Below are 17354 nucleotides of genomic sequence, written 5' to 3' on the forward strand. Positions count from 1 at the left end.
TCAAGTATATTACAATTCTACCTTAGCAACTGCTGTTTTAGCTGCAAGAGAACCTGTTTGTTCTAATTTAACTGATTTAATAGCTTCAGCATTTGTGAAGACAACTACTGTAGAAGTTTCACGACCTGCTGCACGGATAGCATCCAAGTCAGCTGTGACAAGAAGGTCACCTGCTGCAACTTTTTGTCCTTCAGCTACATGAACTGTAAATGGTTTTCCTTCAAGACTTACTGTGTCCAAACCAATGTGAACAAGTACTTCAAGACCTGCTTCAGTCACAAGACCAAGAGCATGTTTTGTAGGGAAGATGCTTGATACAGTACCTGAAACTGGAGATACAATGTTTCCATTTGCAGGTTCTACAGCAAATCCATCACCCATCATTTTTTGAGCAAATACTGGATCTTTTACTTGTTCCAAGGCAACAACTTGACCGTCAGCTACTGAGTAAACTTCCTCAGTAAGACCTTTGAATTGAACAGTATTTTGTTGCGTTTCTGTCATTTGACTTGGAAGAGTTTCAGGAATGATTTCACCTGAATCAAGAATATCTTGGATATCAGATTTCAATACGTCTGCTTTTGGACCGTAGATAGCTTGAACTCCTTGTCCTTTCATGACAAGACCCATAGCTCCTTCTGCTTTCCATTGTTCTGCATCACCGACTTTGTCTGCGTCTTTAACAGTTACACGAAGACGAGTCATACATGCATCCACATCAACGATGTTTGCACGTCCACCAAGAAGGTTGATAATGTTTACAGCTTGAGAACCTGCTGCAACTTTCACTGCGCTGCTAGCTTCTTCTGAACCTTCAGCAGTTTCGTAGTTTCCGTTACGTCCTGGGGTTGCGTAGTTGAATTTTTGAATCATGAAGTTTGCGATGAAGTACATGATTACAGCAAAGAGAACGGTTACCCAAATGAAGTTAATGATATCCATACCGATACCAGCACTGATTGCAATAGGTGTACGAGTCAAGAACTCGATTGAACCGAATGAGTGCATACGTAGGTTTACAACGTCAGCCATAGCGAAGGCAGCACCTTGAACAAGTGAGTAAACAAGATACATAGGTGTTGCTACAAACATGAACATGTATTCGATTGGTTCAGTAACCCCTGTCAAGAATGTTGCAAGAGCTGTCGCAATCATCATACCTTTATATTGATGTTTCTTATCAGCATCGACATTACGGTAGATAGCCACGATCACACCCATCAAGATACCGAATGAACCGATCATTTGTCCAACTTTGAAACGAGCTGGGTGAACAGTATCTAACAATTGTTGGTAGTGACTTGCATCTGTACCTTTAAGGTTAACAAGGTCTGTTACCCATGCAAGCCATAGTGGATCTTGACCAAATACTTGACTACCTTTAGCTGCACCAGTTAAGACCTCATAAGTACCACCAAGAGCTGTGTAGTTCATTGGGATAGTCAACATGTGGTGAAGACCAAATGGCAAGAGCAAACGTTCCAATGTACCATACAAGAATGGTGCAAGGATTGGAGCAGTTTCTTGTGAGTTAGCAATCCAGATACCAAAGCTATTGATACCAGTTTGCACAAGTGGCCAGAAAGCTGAAAGTACAATTGCAGCAATTATTGAACGAAGAATAACTACAAATGGTACAAAACGTTTTCCGTTAAAGAATGAAAGTGCATCAGGAAGCTTACGGAAGTTATAGTATTTATTGTAAGCAGTTGCTCCAATAAAACCAGAAATAATCCCTACGAAGACACCCATGTTAAGCGCTGGGGCTTCCATAACACTAATGAAGTAATCAGCAACTTTGATTGATCCACCAAAGAGAGTTGTTACCATAGCTTCAGGATTTTTCAACATATCGCCTGATACGCCAAAGATTGTACCAGTGATACGGTTGATTAGGATAAAGGCAAGACCTGCCGCAAACGCACCACCAGCGCGTTCCTTAGCCCAGCTTCCTCCAATAGCGAGGGCGAACAAGATATGAAGGTTAACGATAACTCCCCAACCGATTTGCTCTAGTACACCACCAGTAATGACCAGTGGAGCAAAGTTAGGGTTAATCATCACAAGCGACTTACCGATTGAAATCATCAAACCAGCAGCCGGCATAACGGCGATAACCACCATCAAAGCCTTACCGAATTTTTGCCAAAATTCGAAAGACAAGACATTTTTGAATGTATCTTTCATCATTCAAATCTCCTTTATTTTTATTTAGGCAAACGTTTTACGAAAACGTTTGCACTTAACTATGTATTAATTATACCACTTTAATTTTTTTTGTAAAGGCTTTTATAGAAAAAAGTAGACTTTTTTCTAAAATTTTTGTAGTAAAAGAGGAGATATTAAAATCTCCTCAAATATACATCTATTCAAATTTAAATTTTTAAGAATCGGCGCATTGAAATTCCTGATCCAATTGAACCAATAAAAATTCCAATAACAAACAAGAGGACAATCATCAGTGGACTAAATACTTCTGGTGAAATCATAGAAAGATTTTGACCTACTAATGACTTATTAACCGATTGGTAAACCATTTGATAAACAACGAATACTAAAGCTGATGGAATTGTTGCTCCAAGTAATCCGATGAAAGCACCCTCAAGGAGGAATGGTCCTCGGATATAGCTATTCTTAGCACCAACCAAGCGCATAATTTGAATTTCGCGACTGCGAGAAATAATGGTAATACGAATGGTATTAGAAATCAAGAAGACTGCAATGAAAATCAAGAGTCCTGCTATGACTAATCCCCAAACACGAATGAAGGAAGCAAGTTGGAACAGACGTTGTGTGTTGGCTCCACCATCTTGAACTTCTGATACACCTTCAATTTTTTTAGCCTCTTCAGCTACTATCTTTACATCACTTGGTGTGTTAGTATCTACAATATATGCATCGTAGAGAGGATTGGCGTCACCATCAAAGATTTTCCAGTTATCCCCCATTGTCTCAGTTAATTTTTCATATTGTTCTTCTTTACTTGAAAAAGTAACACTCTTAACTGTAGACATCCCCTTCAAGGCATTATATACCTTATGGTAGTCATTATTTGTAACAGTTTGACCTTCTTTTTCAATAGTCTCACTATTATCAGCGACATCCTTACGAATGTAAACCATTACTCGGACATTATTTTCAATATCGGTAGCCAGTTTCGCTGTATTGAAAATAACAGAAGCAAATATGGCAACCAAGGTTAAAGTAATCATGACTGAGCTGACAGCAGCCACTGTCATCCAACCATTTCGTTTCAAACTTTTTAGTGATTCAAATAAATGGCGAAAAAATCTACTAATCATCGTATCCATACTCTCCTTTTGATTCGTCACGGACGACACGGCCATTTTCAATGGCAATGACACGGTGGCGCAAGGTATTTACAATCTGGCTATTATGAGTCGCCATCAAAATAGTTGTTCCTTGTAAGTTAATCCGTTCCAAGAGATTCATAATTTCCCATGAATTATCCGGGTCCAAGTTTCCTGTTGGTTCATCGGCTATCAGTACTTTTGGATTGTTTACAATAGCTCGCGCAATCGCAATCCGCTGTTGCTCCCCACCTGAGAGCTCATTTGGAAAAGAACGAACCTTATGCTTCAATCCAACCAAGTCCAAAACTTCCATCACCCGTTTTTTGATATTACGGCGATTTTCCCCAATTACTTCCATAGCATAAGCAATATTCTCATAAACAGTTTTCTTTGGCAATAGTTTATAATCCTGGAAGACAACCCCAATACTACGACGTAGAAGCGGGACATCTTTCTTTTTAATCTTAACCAGATTAAAACCAGCAACTGATAGGCTTCCTTTATCGATCTTTACTTCACGATACAGAGAACGAATAAAGGTTGACTTCCCTGCTCCTGAAGGTCCTACGATGTAAGCAAATTCCCCTGGTTCAACGCTGACCGAAACACCTCGTAGAGCAGTCGTTCCATTGTCGTATTTTTTGACGACATCTCTCATTTCAATAATTGACATGTGAGTTCCTTTCTATCTTAGCTGATGCGCCACTTGAGATAGGCATCAATAAAACCATCTAGGTCTCCATCCATAACCTTATCTACTTGTGCAACTTCAAAGCTAGTTCGGTGATCTTTTACCATAGTATATGGCGTGAAAACATAAGAACGGATTTGGCTTCCCCATGTGATTTCTTTTTTCTCACCCTTAAGGGAATCTACCTCCGCAGCTTTCTTTTCTTGCTCCATTTGATAGAGCTTTGCCTGCAACATCTTCATGGCACGATCTCTATTTCCATATTGAGTACGATCGACCGTTGACTGGACGACAGTTCCCGTAGGAATATGTGTCAAACGCACACCTGTTGAAACTTTATTGACGTTCTGTCCACCAGCACCACCTGAACGGAAGGTGTCCATCTTGATATCATCTTCACGGATTTCCACTTCAATGGTATCATCCAACTCAGGCATCACTTCTACAGATGTAAAAGATGTATGGCGACGTTTGGCAGAGTCAAATGGTGAGATACGGACCAAACGGTGCACACCCATTTCCGACTTGAGGAGACCATAGGCATTAGGTCCTTCAAAGGACAAGGTCACCGACTTAATACCTGCTTCATCACCAGCCTGGTAATCCAAGACTTCCACTTTAAAGCCTTTGGCATTTCCATAGCGAGTGTACATACGAAGCAACATATCACCCCAGTCTTGAGCCTCTGTACCACCAGAACCTGGATGGATTTCCAATATAGCATTATTATGGTCATAAGGTTCTGACAAGAGAAGGGTCATCTCATAGCTGGACATCATCTTATCAAGTTCGGATAACTGCGTTACCAGTTCTTCTTGAACCGACTCGTCTTCTGCTAAAAAGTCCAATAAAATTTCGACTTCATCCTGCAACTCTTCCATTTTGTGGAAAGTGTTATAGGTGTTTTTTAATTCATTTAATTCTTGCGACGTTTTTTGGGCCGCGATATTATCGTTCCAAAAATCAGGTTCTGTCATCTTGTTTTCCAAGATGGCAATCTCTTCCTCTAGACCCTCTAGGTCAAAGAGACCCCCTGAAAGAAGCTAATTTTTCACGATTTGCGTCAATTTTCTGACGAATTACTGAAATGTCCATAAATACTCCTTTTTTGTATCGTTTTATTATACCATATTCTATCATTTCTTTCCATCTTTTGCTCTAATCTCCCTTTCATGAAAAAAGAAGCCTTTCGGCTTCCATGCTTACAAAATTTTAGCAGAAGTACGACTAATCTCTTCTACTTGAATATTTTCAGCTTCAAATTTTTGCTTTAAGGCTGTCAAATCAACTGATCCATCGATTTGAACTTCGATAATCACCTTACCATCCTTGCGTGGAATATTTACGGTATGGGAGATATTCAAATTTTCTTCTACAATCAAAGAAACAATCTTTCCGAGAACACCAACTTCATCTTCTGTAACAAAGCGCACTCGAATTCCTTCTTCACCATAACCAGCAATTTCAAGAAAGGCTTGGAAAACATCACGGTCAGTAATAACTCCGTATACTTGATGGTTATCTACTACAGGAAGAATACCAATCTTGTTTTTCAGCATCAGATAAGTTGCATCTTCTAGACTAGCATAACCTGAAACAGTGACAACATCACGAATCATGACATCTTTTACTTTGGTCTTATTCAGAAGATAGTTCATCTCATAGATAGAAAGACTTGTGGCTTTTGATGGACTAGCTTGAGCAATGGTTCCCTCAGTTACCAAACCAACCAATTGATCATTTTCGATAACAGGCAAGCGGTGCAACCCTTGCTCTCTCATCAAATCTGCTGCATGAGATACTGTTGTATCTGGACTAATATACACTACCTTGCGGGTCATAAAATCTTTAACTGCCATGAGACTTCTCCTTTTCTATTCTTATCCCTATTATACAATCTTTTTGTAAATCTATCAAACGCTTACATTTCTTTTTCAAAATTCAGAAAAGTATGAATAAGCTAGCAAAAAGAGCTCTAAAATCGAGCTCTATGAATGAAGGTAAGATACCTTTCATTCGATTTTTTAATTATTAGAAATTAAGCTTTTAATGTAGATGCAGATTTGTTTGCAATCTCAATCTACCGACTAAAAAGGTCCCCCGGACCTTTTTAGCCACCTAGATATGCTTTTCTGACTTCTTCTGATGAGGCGAGTTCTTTTCCTGTTCCGGATAGGACGATTTTTCCTGTTTCCAGTACATAGCCTCGGTCAGAGATTGCGAGTGCTTTATTGGCATTTTGTTCAATCAAGAGGACGGTTGTTCCTTGTTTCTGGATATCTTGAATGATATCAAAAATTTCTTGGATAAAGATTGGGGCAAGTCCCATTGATGGCTCATCTAAAAGAAGAAGTTTAGGTGTTGACATAAGGGCGCGTCCCATGGCAAGCATTTGTTGTTCCCCTCCTGAAAGAGTGGCTGCATCTTGGTTCTTCCGTTCTTCAAGACGAGGAAAGCGTGAGAAAACCTTCTTCAAGTTAGCTTGATTTTCATCACGATTTTTCTTTAAGAAAGCTCCCATTTCAAGATTTTCCATAACAGTCAAGCCAGGGAAGACGTGGCGTCCTTCTGGTACTTGTGAAAGACCACCTGCCACGATTTTCTGAGCTGGCATTTTTTGAATTTCTTGACCTAAAAATTCAATTTTTCCTGAACTCGGTCTAACCAAACCAGACAAGGTACGGAGAATAGTTGTCTTACCAGCACCATTGGCACCGATAAGGGAAACAACTTCTCCTTCATTAACTTCAAAGCTTACATCACGGACTGCTTGGATCATACCGTAATGTACAGAAAGATTTTCAACTTTTAACATAGACATTAGGCTTCACCTCCTAGATAAGCTTCGATAACGCGTTTATTGGTCTTAATTTCGTCTGGAGTTCCTTGAGCAATCAAACGACCATATTCAAGTACGTAGATGCGTTCTGTTACTTCCATGACCAGATTCATATCGTGTTCAATCAGCATGATCGTAATCTTAAATTCATCTTTGATACGACGAATTAACTCAGTCAATTCCGCTGTTTCCTGTGGGTTCATACCTGCTGCTGGTTCATCTAAAAAGAGAATTTTAGGCTCCGTAGCAAGGGCACGAACAATTTCCAAACGACGTTGTTGTCCGTAGGCGAGGTTTTTAGCAAGAGTCTCTGCATCACCATCTAAATCAAAAATTTTCAGTAATTCCAAAGCTTTAGCCTTTAATTCCTTTTCACTATTGTAAAAAGCTGGTAAGCGTAAGAAACTAGCAAAAACATGTTGTTTGTGATGGTTGCCAAAAGCAATCAAAACATTGTCCAAAACTGTTAAATCTTTAAAGAGACGGATATTTTGGAAAGTACGTCCAAGTCCTAAGGAGGCAATCTTATAAGGTGACTTCCCATTTAAAAGGTGACCATCAAGGGTAACTGTTCCCTCACTTGGTTCATAAACACCGGTCAAGAGGTTGAAAAGAGTGGTTTTACCAGCTCCGTTTGGACCAATTAGTCCAACCAATTCCCCTTCGTTCAATTCAAGAGTCACATCTCCAACAGCTGTTAGACCGCCAAAATGTTTGGTTAACTGTTTTACTTCAAGTAATGCCATTAGTTTTGTTCCTCCTTCTTAGATTTTTTAAAGAAACGTGATAGACTCAATTCCCATGTTCCAAGGAGTCCACCTGGTCTGAAAATCATTACCAATACCAAGGCCAAAGCGTAGATAATCATACGAACGCTAGCAACATCTTGGAGAAGCATATTCAAAATTCCAAGAACAATAGCTGAAACGATGGCACCTGTAATGGAACCAAGTCCACCAAATACAACAATGATCAAAACGTTGATTGAGTTAATGAAAGTGTAATCTTTCGGTACAACTGAACCGATAAATCCTGCCTGAAGTGACCCTGCAATACTTGCAGTAATAGCACCAAAGACAAAGGCGATGATTTTAATTTTAGTCGTATTAACCCCAACTGACTCAGCAGCAATCTCGTCCTCACGAACAGATAGGGTTGAACGACCAATCGGGCTACGCAAGAAGTTCAAGGTTGCAATGGTTGTAATCACGACAAAGAAGTATACCATTTGCCAATTTGTAAAGTTAGGAATTCCCAAGATACCTGCCGCACCATTTGTAATGCTTCCACCATTGATGATAAAGATACGGATAATTTCAGAAACACCTAGAGTCGCTACCGCAAGATAGTCCCCCTTCAAGCGCAAGGTTGGAATTCCGACAAGTAAGGCAACTGCTCCTGAAATCAAAGCACCTACAAGCATAGCTCCAAAAAAGGCACCATAGGTTGGTGATTTAGAACCAATAATAGCAGCGGCATAGGCACCAATCGCCATGAAACCAGCATGTCCAAGTGAAAATTGTCCTGAAAAACCAACGATTAAGTTAAGGCCAACAGCCAAAATAATATTAATTCCAATTTGTTGTAAAATCTGTACATAGAATAGATTGAGTACTCCGACTGAGACCAGTACACTAATCAAGCCATAGCCAGCTAACAAAAGGAGTAACCATAGAATATTAACTTTTAAATTTTCTTTCATCGTTTACACCTTCTCTTTCACATTTTTACCAAGGATACCAGCTGGGCGGACAATCAAGATCAACAACAAGATTCCATAAACAATGGCATCACGGAAGTCTGACATTCCAAAGGCTGTCGCAAAAGTTTCCAATAGACCAATCACAAAACCACCAAGAGCCGCACCAGGAATAATTCCAATACCACCAAGTACTGCGGCAACGAATGACTTAAGACCTGGAGTAACCCCCATCAAAGGCTCAAGAGAGTTATAATAAAGAGCAATCAGAACACCAGCCGCACCCGCAAGAGCAGAACCCAAAGCAAAGGTAAAGCTGATAGTACGGTTTACATTGATCCCCATCAATTGCGCCGCATCGCTATCTACAGATACTGCACGCATGGCTTTCCCCATCTTTGTCTTTTGAACAATAACTTGTAACAAAATCATCAAAATCAAGGAAATAGCCAAAATCATTAACTGCACGTTTGTTAGGCTAACTGGTCCCAAATCATAGCGAACTGTTTGAATCGCTTGAGGGAAGGCACGGGTATTGGCACCAACCAGATAGACCATTCCATACTCAAGTAGGAAGGAAACCCCAATAGCTGTGATCAAAACAGCAATACGAGTAGAGTGGCGTAAAGGTCGGTAAGCAAGGAACTCAATCACAACACCAAGAATGGCTGTCGCTATCATCGCTACAATAAGCGCTACAAAGAAATTCATTTGAAAAGAATTAATCAAGAAATAACCGATAAAGGCTCCCATCATATAAATATCACCGTGGGCAAAGTTGATGAGCTTGATAATTCCGTAAACCATGGTATATCCTAGGGCTAACAGCGCGTAAACACTACCTAGAATCAAACCATTTACTAGTTGTTGGAGCATAAAATTCACTCTTTCTATTTATAATTTTGAGGGTTTTCCCCTCACTTTTTGATAGGTTCTTATACTCAATGAAAATCAAAGAGCAAACTAGAAAACTAGCCGCAGGTTGCTCAAAGCACTGCTTTGAGGTTGTAGATAAGACTGACGAAGTCAGTCACGTATATAATCCAAGGCGACGTTGACGCGGTTTGAAGAGATTTTCGAAGAGTATTAAACATCGAAACAGGGAGTGAGTCCGAGGCTCATTCCCTATTTCAACATTTTTCTATTATGGTTTTACAACTTCTGCTGCTTCAACCTTACCATTGTTCATGGTCATCATGTAAGCAGTTTTAACTGTGTTGTGGTCTGCATCGAAACTTGTTTGACCAGTTACACCTTCAAAGTCTTTTGTTTTAGCAAGGTTGTCCTTAATCTCACCTGAGTTTTTAGCACCTTTTGCTGCGTTTGCTACAAGGTGAACTGAATCATAAGCCAAGGCTGCAAATGTTGAAGGCTCTTCATTGTACTTAGCACGGTAAGCGTCAAGGAAGGCTTTTGCTTTAGCTGAAACTTCTACAGTAGTTGAGAAGCCTGAGATAAAGTAGATGTTTGATGCTTTTTCAGGAGTTGCTTGTTGTACAAACTCTTCACCGTTGAATCCATCACCACCAACGATTGGCTTGTCAATTCCCATACCACGCGCTTGGTTTACAATTTTACCAGCTTCAGTGTAGTAACCAGGAACAACAATGGCATCAAAGTCTTTCCCTTTCATTTTTGTAAGGGCTGCTTGGAAGTCTGTATCACCTGCTACGAAAGTTTCATCTGCAACGATTTCACCTTTGTAAGCTTCACGGAAGGCTTTGGCAATCCCTTTAGCATAGTCGCTGGCGTTGTCAGTGTATAGAACAACTTTCTTAGCGTTTAATTTATCAGAAACATAGTTTGAGATAATTTTTCCTTGGAAACTATCTTGGAAAGTTCCGATAAAGAGGTAATCTTGACCTTTAGTCAATCCATCTTGAGTCGCACTTGGCGAAATCAATGGAACACCTGCTTTTGTAGCGTTAGCTACCGCAGCTGCAGTTGCACCAGATGTCGCAGGACCTACGATTGCTGATACTTTAGATTGGGTTACAAGGTTAGTTGTTACTGAAGCAGCTTCTGCTGTTTCAGACTTGTTATCTTTATCGACTACTTCGATTTGTTTTCCGTCGATACCACCTGCTGCATTGATTTCATCAACAGCAAGTTGAGCACCTTTTTGTTCAGATGTCCCGTAGGCTGCTACGGCACCAGTTTCTTCAAAGTTAAATCCGATTTTGATTGTCTTTTCCTCTACTGAGTTACCAGCAGTGTTGACTGCTCCAGACTTCACTTCTCCACAGGCTGCAAGAAGTGCTACACTTGCAAGCGCCACAAACGATAGGGCAAATTTTTTCTTCATCTTTTTGTCTCCTTATTTCTTAAATAAATAGCATGTTAAGAATATACCGAATTATCAGAAAATTGTCAACACTTTTCTTGAACTTTTTCGATGATAACGTTTTCCTCTCGATAAAGATTGCCCACAAAGGGTGTTTCCAGCTCTTGAATATGACAAACTCTGACTTTTTTTATAAACTTTTCCTTGCTCAAGCGCCCGACCAATTGCTCCACTTCTTGAGTTGGAACATAGAGTTGTAAATAACGATGTTTCTTGGAATGATAGGTAATATCTCCATAATCCTGCAGTTTTTTTGCATCACGATTATAGTAAAGATAGATAATCAAGCCAGAACGATTGACTTTTTCAAACATGATAAATCCTCTTTCTAAGAAATTTCTCCTTATTATACCAAAAAAAGCAAACCCAGTCGAGTTTGCCTTCTTTTATCATTAATTCAATGAATTGTTGGCCATGATTTCATCAATAAAGCCATATTCAAGTGTTTCTTGAGCACTCATCCAGTTATCGCGTTCTGCATCTGCATGGACTTTTTCGATTGACTGACCTGAATTTTCAGCTAAGATTTTTTCCAAGGTATTACGAGTTTTAAGCAAGTGTTCTGCAGCAATCGCCATATCGGTTTGTTGAGTACCACCACCTGTACCACCCATTGGTTGGTGGATCATGTACTCAGCATTTGGAAGCATGAAACGTTTGCCTTTTGCTCCACTTGATGCGATGACTGTCCCCATAGATGCAGCCATTCCCATAACGATGGTTTGGACATCTGCCTTGATAAAATTCATAGTATCAACGATTGCCAAACCAGCTGAAACAGAACCACCAGGTGTGTTTACATAAAGGTAAATATCTTTTGTACTATCTTGGGCATCCAAGAAAAGCAACTGGGCAATAACAGAGTTAGCCATATTGTCTTCAACTGGGCCTGTCAGCATAATGATACGGTCTTTGAGAAGACGTGAGTAAATATCGTAGGAACGTTCTCCACGGCTTGTTTGTTCAATAACTACAGGAATCATTTATTTCTCCTTTTGAGTTTTAATTTTGTTGGTCAAATGACTGAAGATAAGACTATTATAATATCTTGGTCAAAAAAGGTCAAATTTTTGCTCTGTTTTCATTAGACAGAAACAAAAATTCAACCTCCTTTCGTGACTGGAATTCTTTTCCAAGTCAATCTTCTTCTTTTCGATGTTATTTCGTACCGAACAAGCGGTCTCCAGCATCTCCAAGACCTGGAACGATATAACCGTGTTCGTTCAAGCGTTCATCCAAAGCTGCTGTAAAGATTTCTACATCTGGATGAGCTTCTTGAAGAGCTTTTACACCTTCTGGAGCAGATACAAGGCAGACAAATTTGATATTTGATGCGCCACGTTTTTTAAGCGAGTCAACAGCTAAAATTGCTGAGCCACCTGTTGCCAACATTGGGTCTACGACAAAAATTTGACGTTGGTCAATATCTTCAGGCAATTTCACCAAATACTCAACTGGTTGAAGCGTTTCTTCATCACGGTACATACCGATGTGACCAACCTTAGCAGCTGGAACCAAGCTCAAGAGTCCGTCAACCATCCCGATACCTGCACGCAAGATTGGAACGATGGCCAATTTCTTACCTGCCAATTGTTTTTGAACTGTTTTTGTGATTGGTGTTTCGATTTCCACATCTTCTAGTGGAAGATCACGAAGTACTTCATACCCCATCAACATTGCAATCTCATCGACTAGCTCACGGAAAGCTTTTGTAGAAGTATCTGTACGACGCAAGATTGACAATTTGTGTTGAATCAGTGGATGATTAATAACTTCAATTTTTCCCATTTTTGGAATTCCTTCTTTCAATTTATTCCTCTTATTATACCAAAAAACGGTTTAAAAATCTTTCTAAACCATTTATTTTTGATAATTTTTACATTAAATCAGCCTCTTTAAGAGCTGCCTGTACTGTCTCAAGTGGTAAATGGGTCAATTCTGTTCCCTTTTCTTGATAAAGGTATTGGGCATAGTCGTCCATTCGGTACTGGTTAATATAAACCACGCGCTTGCAACCCACCTGTAGCAATTGTTTTGTACAGTTGAGACAAGGAAAATGGGTTACATAGGCTGTAAAGCCTTTAGGAACACCACGTTCTGCACCTTGTAGAATGGCATTAACCTCAGCGTGAAGGGTACGAACACAGTGGCCTTCAATGACCAGACATTCGTGATCAATACAATGCTCTGTACCTGACACCGAACCATTGTAACCAGTGGAAATAACCTTATTATCCTTTACCAGAATTGCGCCCACTTTGGCTCGTTTACAAGTGGAACGATTGGCAATTAATAAGGCTTGAGCTGCAAAATACTCATCCCATGCTAGTCTGTTTTCAGTCATCTCTTTTCTCCTTTTTCTCTATTTTTTTAAAAATGGTAAGCGTAAATCCGCAATCTTTTCAGCTGGTACCTTCATGCCATCCTTGGTCCATTTTAGAAGGACCGAGACGATGGCTGAACTCCAGAAGGAATGAAGATAAGAGCTGACACCTTTTGATGTTCCATGGTATTTTTCTAGAAATTCCTGCATGGCTTGGACAAAAATTTTTTCCAAATGGTAATCCAATGCCAATTGAATCACTCTGGCTTCTTTTCTGACCTCTCGGAAAAGGTGAACCCAGACTAGATAAAGGTCTGTCTTTAAATCGTAATGATGCAGCTGTTCCATGATATTGTAGACACTCCGTTTAAAGACGCTCTCTAAAATTTCCTCTTTGGAATCATAATTGCGATAAAAGGCCGCACGCGAAACGCCTGCACGTTTAACCAATTCAGAAATACTAATCTTGGTCAAGTCCTTTTTTTCCAAGAGTTGCAAGAGGGCTGTTTCAATCGCTTCTCTAGTTAATAAATTGGATTCTTGATTTGATTTTCTGAGATTTTCAAGAGATTTTTCAGAGATTCTACGTTCAGACATAACATTTTCTTTCTACTTGTCACAACAGACGGATGAGACTTTTGTTTCAAGGGTTTTCATGATATAATTGTAAAAAAAGACAGAACCTTTGTCAATGTATAACTGGCAAAGATGGAGAATTTCTATGACTTGGAAGATTATTGCTGACTCTGGTTGTGATTATCGTCAGCTAGAAACACCAGCTATTGACACGACCTTTGTAAGTGTTCCCTTAACCATTCAAGTAGCTGATCAGGTCTTTGTTGATGATGCCAGTCTTGATATTGACCAAATGATGGAAACTATGTATGCAACTGCAGAAGCTTCAAAATCAGCTTGTCCAAGCCCAGATGATTATTTACGAGCATTTGAAGGAGCAAAAAACATTTTCCTCGTAACCATAACTGGTACTCTTTCTGGTAGTCACAATAGTGCTCAACTGGCCAAGAATATTTATCTGGAAGACCATCCTGATACTAAGATTCATGTGATTGATAGTTTGTCTGCTGGTGGTGAGGTTGACCTACTCGTAGAAAAATTAAATAACCTGATTGACCAGGGCCTATCTTTTGAAGAAGTAGTTGAAGCTATCACTGCCTATCAAGAAAAAACCAAGCTGCTCTTTGTCCTATCCAGAGTTGATAACCTGGTGAAAAACGGCCGTTTGAGCAAGCTTATCGGTACAGTCGTTGGCCTTCTCAATATCCGCATGGTCGGAGAAGCTAGTGAAACTGGAACCCTCGAATTACTACAAAAAGCACGAGGTCCAAAGAAATCAGTTCAAGCTGCCTATGATGAAATCATTAAAGCTGGATATGCTGGTGGCCGTATTGTCATGGCCCAACGCAATAACGAGAAATGTTGCCAACAGCTTTCAGACCGAATCCGTGAAACCTTCCCATATGCGGATATTAAGATTCTCCCAACCTCTGGCCTCTGCAGTTTCTATGCAGAAGATGGTGGTTTGCTGATGGGATATGAAATTGATTAATTACATTCTTGACAAGAGGTGACTTCATCTCTTGTTTTTTTGTGGTACAATAGAGCTATGAAACATTTTGATACTATTGTCATCGGTGGAGGTCCTGCTGGCATGATGGCTACGATTTCCAGTAGCTTTTATGGACAGAAAACCTTCCTCATCGAAAAAAATCGGAAACTTGGAAAGAAATTAGCTGGAACTGGTGGGGGACGTTGCAATGTAACTAACAACGGAACTCTAGACGACCTACTAGCTGGAATCCCTGGGAACGGACGCTTTCTTTACAGTGTCTTCTCTCAGTTTGATAACCATGATATCATTAACTTTTTTACAGAAAATGGTGTTAAACTTAAGGTCGAAGACCACGGCCGCGTCTTTCCTGCTAGCGACAAATCTCGGACTATTATCGAGGCCTTGGAAAAGAAAATCACTGAATTAGGTGGCCAAGTTGCTACTCAAACAGAGATTGTTTCAGTAAAAAAGGTAGATGACAAGTTTGTCCTTAAGTCAGCTGACCAAACCTTCACTTGTGATAAACTCATTGTCACAACTGGTGGAAAATCCTATCCTTCAACTGGTTCGACTGGTTTTGGTCACGAGATTGCTCGTCATTTCAAGCACACCATTACCGAGCTTGAGGCTGCTGAAAGTCCTTTGTTGACAGATTTTCCACATAAGGCCTTACAGGGAATTTCCCTAGATGATGTGATCTTAAGTTATGGTAAGCATGTCATCACTCACGATTTGCTCTTTACCCACTTTGGTTTGTCTGGCCCTGCTGCCCTACGTATGTCTAGCTTTGTAAAGGGTGGGGAGATTCTCTCACTGGATGTTTTGCCTCAACTTTCCGAGAAGGATTTGGCTGCATTTCTAGAAGAAAATCGGGAAAAATCCTTGAAAAATGCCTTAAAAACTTTGCTTCCAGAACGCTTGGCAGATTTTTTTGTGCAATGCTATCCTGACAAAGTCAAACAGTTGACTGAAAAGGAACAAGAACAACTTCTCCAGTCCATCAAAGGACTTAAAATTCCTGTTACTGGTAAAATGTCCTTAGCTAAATCCTTTGTTACCAAGGGTGGTGTCAGTCTTAAGGAAATTAATCCTAAAACTCTGGAAAGTAAGCTAGTCCCTGGACTCCACTTTGCAGGCGAGGTCATGGATATTAACGCCCACACGGGTGGCTTTAACATCACTTCAGCCCTCTGTACTGGTTGGGTGGCAGGCTCAAATCAAATATATAAATAATTGAATGACTAAAATACCAAATAAGAAAGGAAGTCCTTTGGAACATATTATTTTACTAAGAGGTGTTACTCCTAATGGAAAAAATGCTATCCCTAAAATGTCTTATCTAGTAGATATCTTAACAGAAGCTGGTTTTCAACAAGTTCGAACCTATATTCAAAGTGGGAATATCATTCTTGAAAGTGACTTAGATTTAGAAACAATACGAGAACGTGTTCATACTCTGATAAAGGAAAAAATTGGGGCCGACTTAAAAATGGTTATCAAGAACAAAAGTGATTTTACAAAAATTGTCCAAGAAAACCCTTTTGGAGAACACTATCTTTATGACCGTATACACGTGATTTTTTATCAAGAATCTATTCAAAGTCTACCTTTAGAAAAATTGAAAATTGATTACGGTGAAGAAGAAATTTGTATCGGTAACCACTGTCTCTACCTCTATCTCCCTAGAACTGCAAAACAAAAGAAACTCCATACCAACTATCTTGAAAAGCTTTTTAATGTAGATTTGACCATGCGAAAACTAAATGTGGTAGAAAAATTATTAAGCAAGTAATACTTGAATTTAGAAAAAATCGGAAGAATACTCCTCCGATTTTATTTTGTCTGAGTTTGGACATAATGAGCAATCACATCTGATGTGTATTGGGCAGTGCCAGTTCCAAATTTGTCAATGTTTTCCTTAAACTCTGGGTTATAGACGTAGCCTTTACCAATATGACCGAAGACTTCAATAGAGCAGTCAAATCCATAAGTACGGATGGCTTGCAAGAGCTTGGCTGCTTGCTCTTGGTTTTCAGTTGCTGTTGCAGGTAAACCAGCTTGAAGATTTTGTGACAAAGCTTGAAAAACTTGGTTGAAGGCAATCGTAGCCTCATCTTCGTGACCTTTTTGACGTTCGAGCGCTTGGTCCATGACTTCTTGTCCATATTTCTCTACCGCCTCTTGGTGGTATTTTTGATGGTCTTGGTAGTTAAACCCAGCAAATTTCTCTTGAATGCTCATTTCTCTTTCTCCTTTATGTTCTTGAATGGTTTTTTGCAAGGTGGAAATCAAGGTATCCAGATGTTGCCTTTCACGAGTCAAATAGTCCAACTGTCTAGTCAAATGAGGCAATAAATCTGATCTCTCTTCCTTTAACAGCTCTGCTATTTTTTCTAAAGAAAAGCCTAGATATTTGTAATATAGAATGACCTGAAGGCGTTCCAAATCCTCTTGACTGTATGTTCGATAGCCGTTTTCTGACTTTAAAGGAACCAAGAGTCCTATCTTGTCATAGTGGTGTAGGGTTTTGACAGATACGCCCGAAAGCTGCGCAGCTTCTTTTATATGGTACAT

General features: G+C 39.7%; 19 protein-coding genes. 3 read left to right on the forward strand and 16 right to left on the reverse strand.

Annotated elements, in window-relative coordinates:
- Positions 1-9: 9 nt before the first annotated feature.
- From HT734_RS01560 to HT734_RS01630, 15 genes are all read right to left on the reverse strand, one after another.
- Positions 10-2190 carry a PTS transporter subunit IIBC gene (locus tag HT734_RS01560; protein WP_079114838.1) on the reverse strand — a complete coding sequence of 727 codons (2181 nt, stop codon included), beginning with the start codon at positions 2188-2190 and terminating at the stop codon, positions 10-12.
- A gap of 185 nt (positions 2191-2375) precedes the next feature.
- Complete coding sequence (ftsX, locus tag HT734_RS01565) at positions 2376-3302, reverse strand: permease-like cell division protein FtsX (protein ID WP_173278208.1); 927 nt, start codon at positions 3300-3302, stop codon at positions 2376-2378.
- A complete protein-coding gene (ftsE, locus tag HT734_RS01570; RefSeq protein ID WP_173278206.1) occupies positions 3295-3987 on the reverse strand; it encodes a cell division ATP-binding protein FtsE in 693 nt (230 codons plus the stop codon). Before ftsE ends, ftsX begins: the two co-directional genes overlap by 8 nt.
- A gap of 17 nt (positions 3988-4004) precedes the next feature.
- Positions 4005-5100 (reverse strand): peptide chain release factor 2 gene (prfB, locus tag HT734_RS01575; protein WP_173278204.1). Its coding sequence is split into 2 segments (ribosomal slippage): positions 4005-5027 and positions 5029-5100, totalling 1095 coding nucleotides; the frame shifts between segments, so codons are not numbered across the junction.
- 107 nt (positions 5101-5207) lie between these two features.
- Complete coding sequence (locus HT734_RS01580; protein WP_033679950.1) at positions 5208-5864, reverse strand: CBS domain-containing protein; 657 nt, start codon at positions 5862-5864, stop codon at positions 5208-5210.
- Positions 5865-6115: 251 nt separating this feature from the next.
- Positions 6116-6826, reverse strand: coding sequence for an ABC transporter ATP-binding protein (locus tag HT734_RS01585; protein ID WP_000062215.1), 711 nt, complete (start codon positions 6824-6826; stop codon positions 6116-6118).
- Entirely contained in the window at positions 6826-7590 is a 765-nt protein-coding gene (locus tag HT734_RS01590; RefSeq protein WP_001186000.1) for an ABC transporter ATP-binding protein, read from the reverse strand. The genes HT734_RS01585 and HT734_RS01590 overlap by 1 nt, the downstream gene beginning before the upstream one ends.
- On the reverse strand, positions 7590-8546 hold the full coding sequence (locus tag HT734_RS01595; RefSeq protein ID WP_000662288.1) for a branched-chain amino acid ABC transporter permease: 957 nt from the start codon (positions 8544-8546) through the stop codon (positions 7590-7592). Before HT734_RS01595 ends, HT734_RS01590 begins: the two co-directional genes overlap by 1 nt.
- 3 nt (positions 8547-8549) lie before the next feature.
- Positions 8550-9419, reverse strand: coding sequence for a branched-chain amino acid ABC transporter permease (locus HT734_RS01600; RefSeq protein ID WP_033679951.1), 870 nt, complete (start codon positions 9417-9419; stop codon positions 8550-8552).
- 268 nt (positions 9420-9687) lie between these two features.
- Positions 9688-10848, reverse strand: coding sequence for an ABC transporter substrate-binding protein (locus HT734_RS01605; RefSeq protein WP_033679953.1), 1161 nt, complete (start codon positions 10846-10848; stop codon positions 9688-9690).
- A 65-nt stretch (positions 10849-10913) separates the two neighbouring features.
- Positions 10914-11201: a YlbG family protein gene (locus tag HT734_RS01610; RefSeq protein ID WP_000462127.1), complete on the reverse strand. Its 288-nt coding sequence runs from the start codon at positions 11199-11201 to the stop codon at positions 10914-10916.
- 78 nt (positions 11202-11279) lie between these two features.
- Positions 11280-11870, reverse strand: coding sequence for an ATP-dependent Clp protease proteolytic subunit ClpP (gene clpP / locus HT734_RS01615; RefSeq protein ID WP_000613475.1), 591 nt, complete (start codon positions 11868-11870; stop codon positions 11280-11282).
- A gap of 175 nt (positions 11871-12045) precedes the next feature.
- Positions 12046-12675, reverse strand: coding sequence for a uracil phosphoribosyltransferase (gene upp, locus HT734_RS01620; RefSeq protein ID WP_000515974.1), 630 nt, complete (start codon positions 12673-12675; stop codon positions 12046-12048).
- A gap of 88 nt (positions 12676-12763) precedes the next feature.
- A complete protein-coding gene (locus HT734_RS01625) occupies positions 12764-13231 on the reverse strand; it encodes a cytidine/deoxycytidylate deaminase family protein (protein ID WP_000138511.1) in 468 nt (155 codons plus the stop codon).
- 18 nt (positions 13232-13249) lie between these two features.
- A complete protein-coding gene (locus HT734_RS01630; protein ID WP_000004133.1) occupies positions 13250-13807 on the reverse strand; it encodes a TetR/AcrR family transcriptional regulator in 558 nt (185 codons plus the stop codon).
- A 124-nt stretch (positions 13808-13931) separates the two neighbouring features.
- Between HT734_RS01630 and HT734_RS01635 the strand changes: the two genes are divergently transcribed.
- The 3 genes from HT734_RS01635 to HT734_RS01645 are packed head-to-tail and all read left to right on the forward strand — an operon-like array spanning position 13932 to position 16572.
- Positions 13932-14777, forward strand: coding sequence for a DegV family protein (locus HT734_RS01635; RefSeq protein ID WP_000219926.1), 846 nt, complete (start codon positions 13932-13934; stop codon positions 14775-14777).
- Between the two features lie 57 nt (positions 14778-14834).
- Positions 14835-16013, forward strand: a complete 1179-nt coding sequence (locus HT734_RS01640; RefSeq protein WP_004247535.1) for an NAD(P)/FAD-dependent oxidoreductase — start codon at positions 14835-14837, stop codon at positions 16011-16013.
- 37 nt (positions 16014-16050) lie between these two features.
- The gene (locus HT734_RS01645; RefSeq protein ID WP_000400052.1) at positions 16051-16572 is read left to right on the forward strand and encodes a DUF1697 domain-containing protein; all 522 of its coding nucleotides are present in this window, start codon (positions 16051-16053) and stop codon (positions 16570-16572) included.
- A 41-nt stretch (positions 16573-16613) separates the two neighbouring features.
- Here HT734_RS01645 and HT734_RS01650 read toward each other — a convergent pair whose 3' ends face one another.
- Entirely contained in the window at positions 16614-17354 is a 741-nt protein-coding gene (locus HT734_RS01650) for a MerR family transcriptional regulator (RefSeq protein ID WP_000274775.1), read from the reverse strand.

The sequence above is a fragment of the Streptococcus sp. k-90 genome (genome assembly GCF_013277565.1).
GTDB lineage: Bacteria > Bacillota > Bacilli > Lactobacillales > Streptococcaceae > Streptococcus.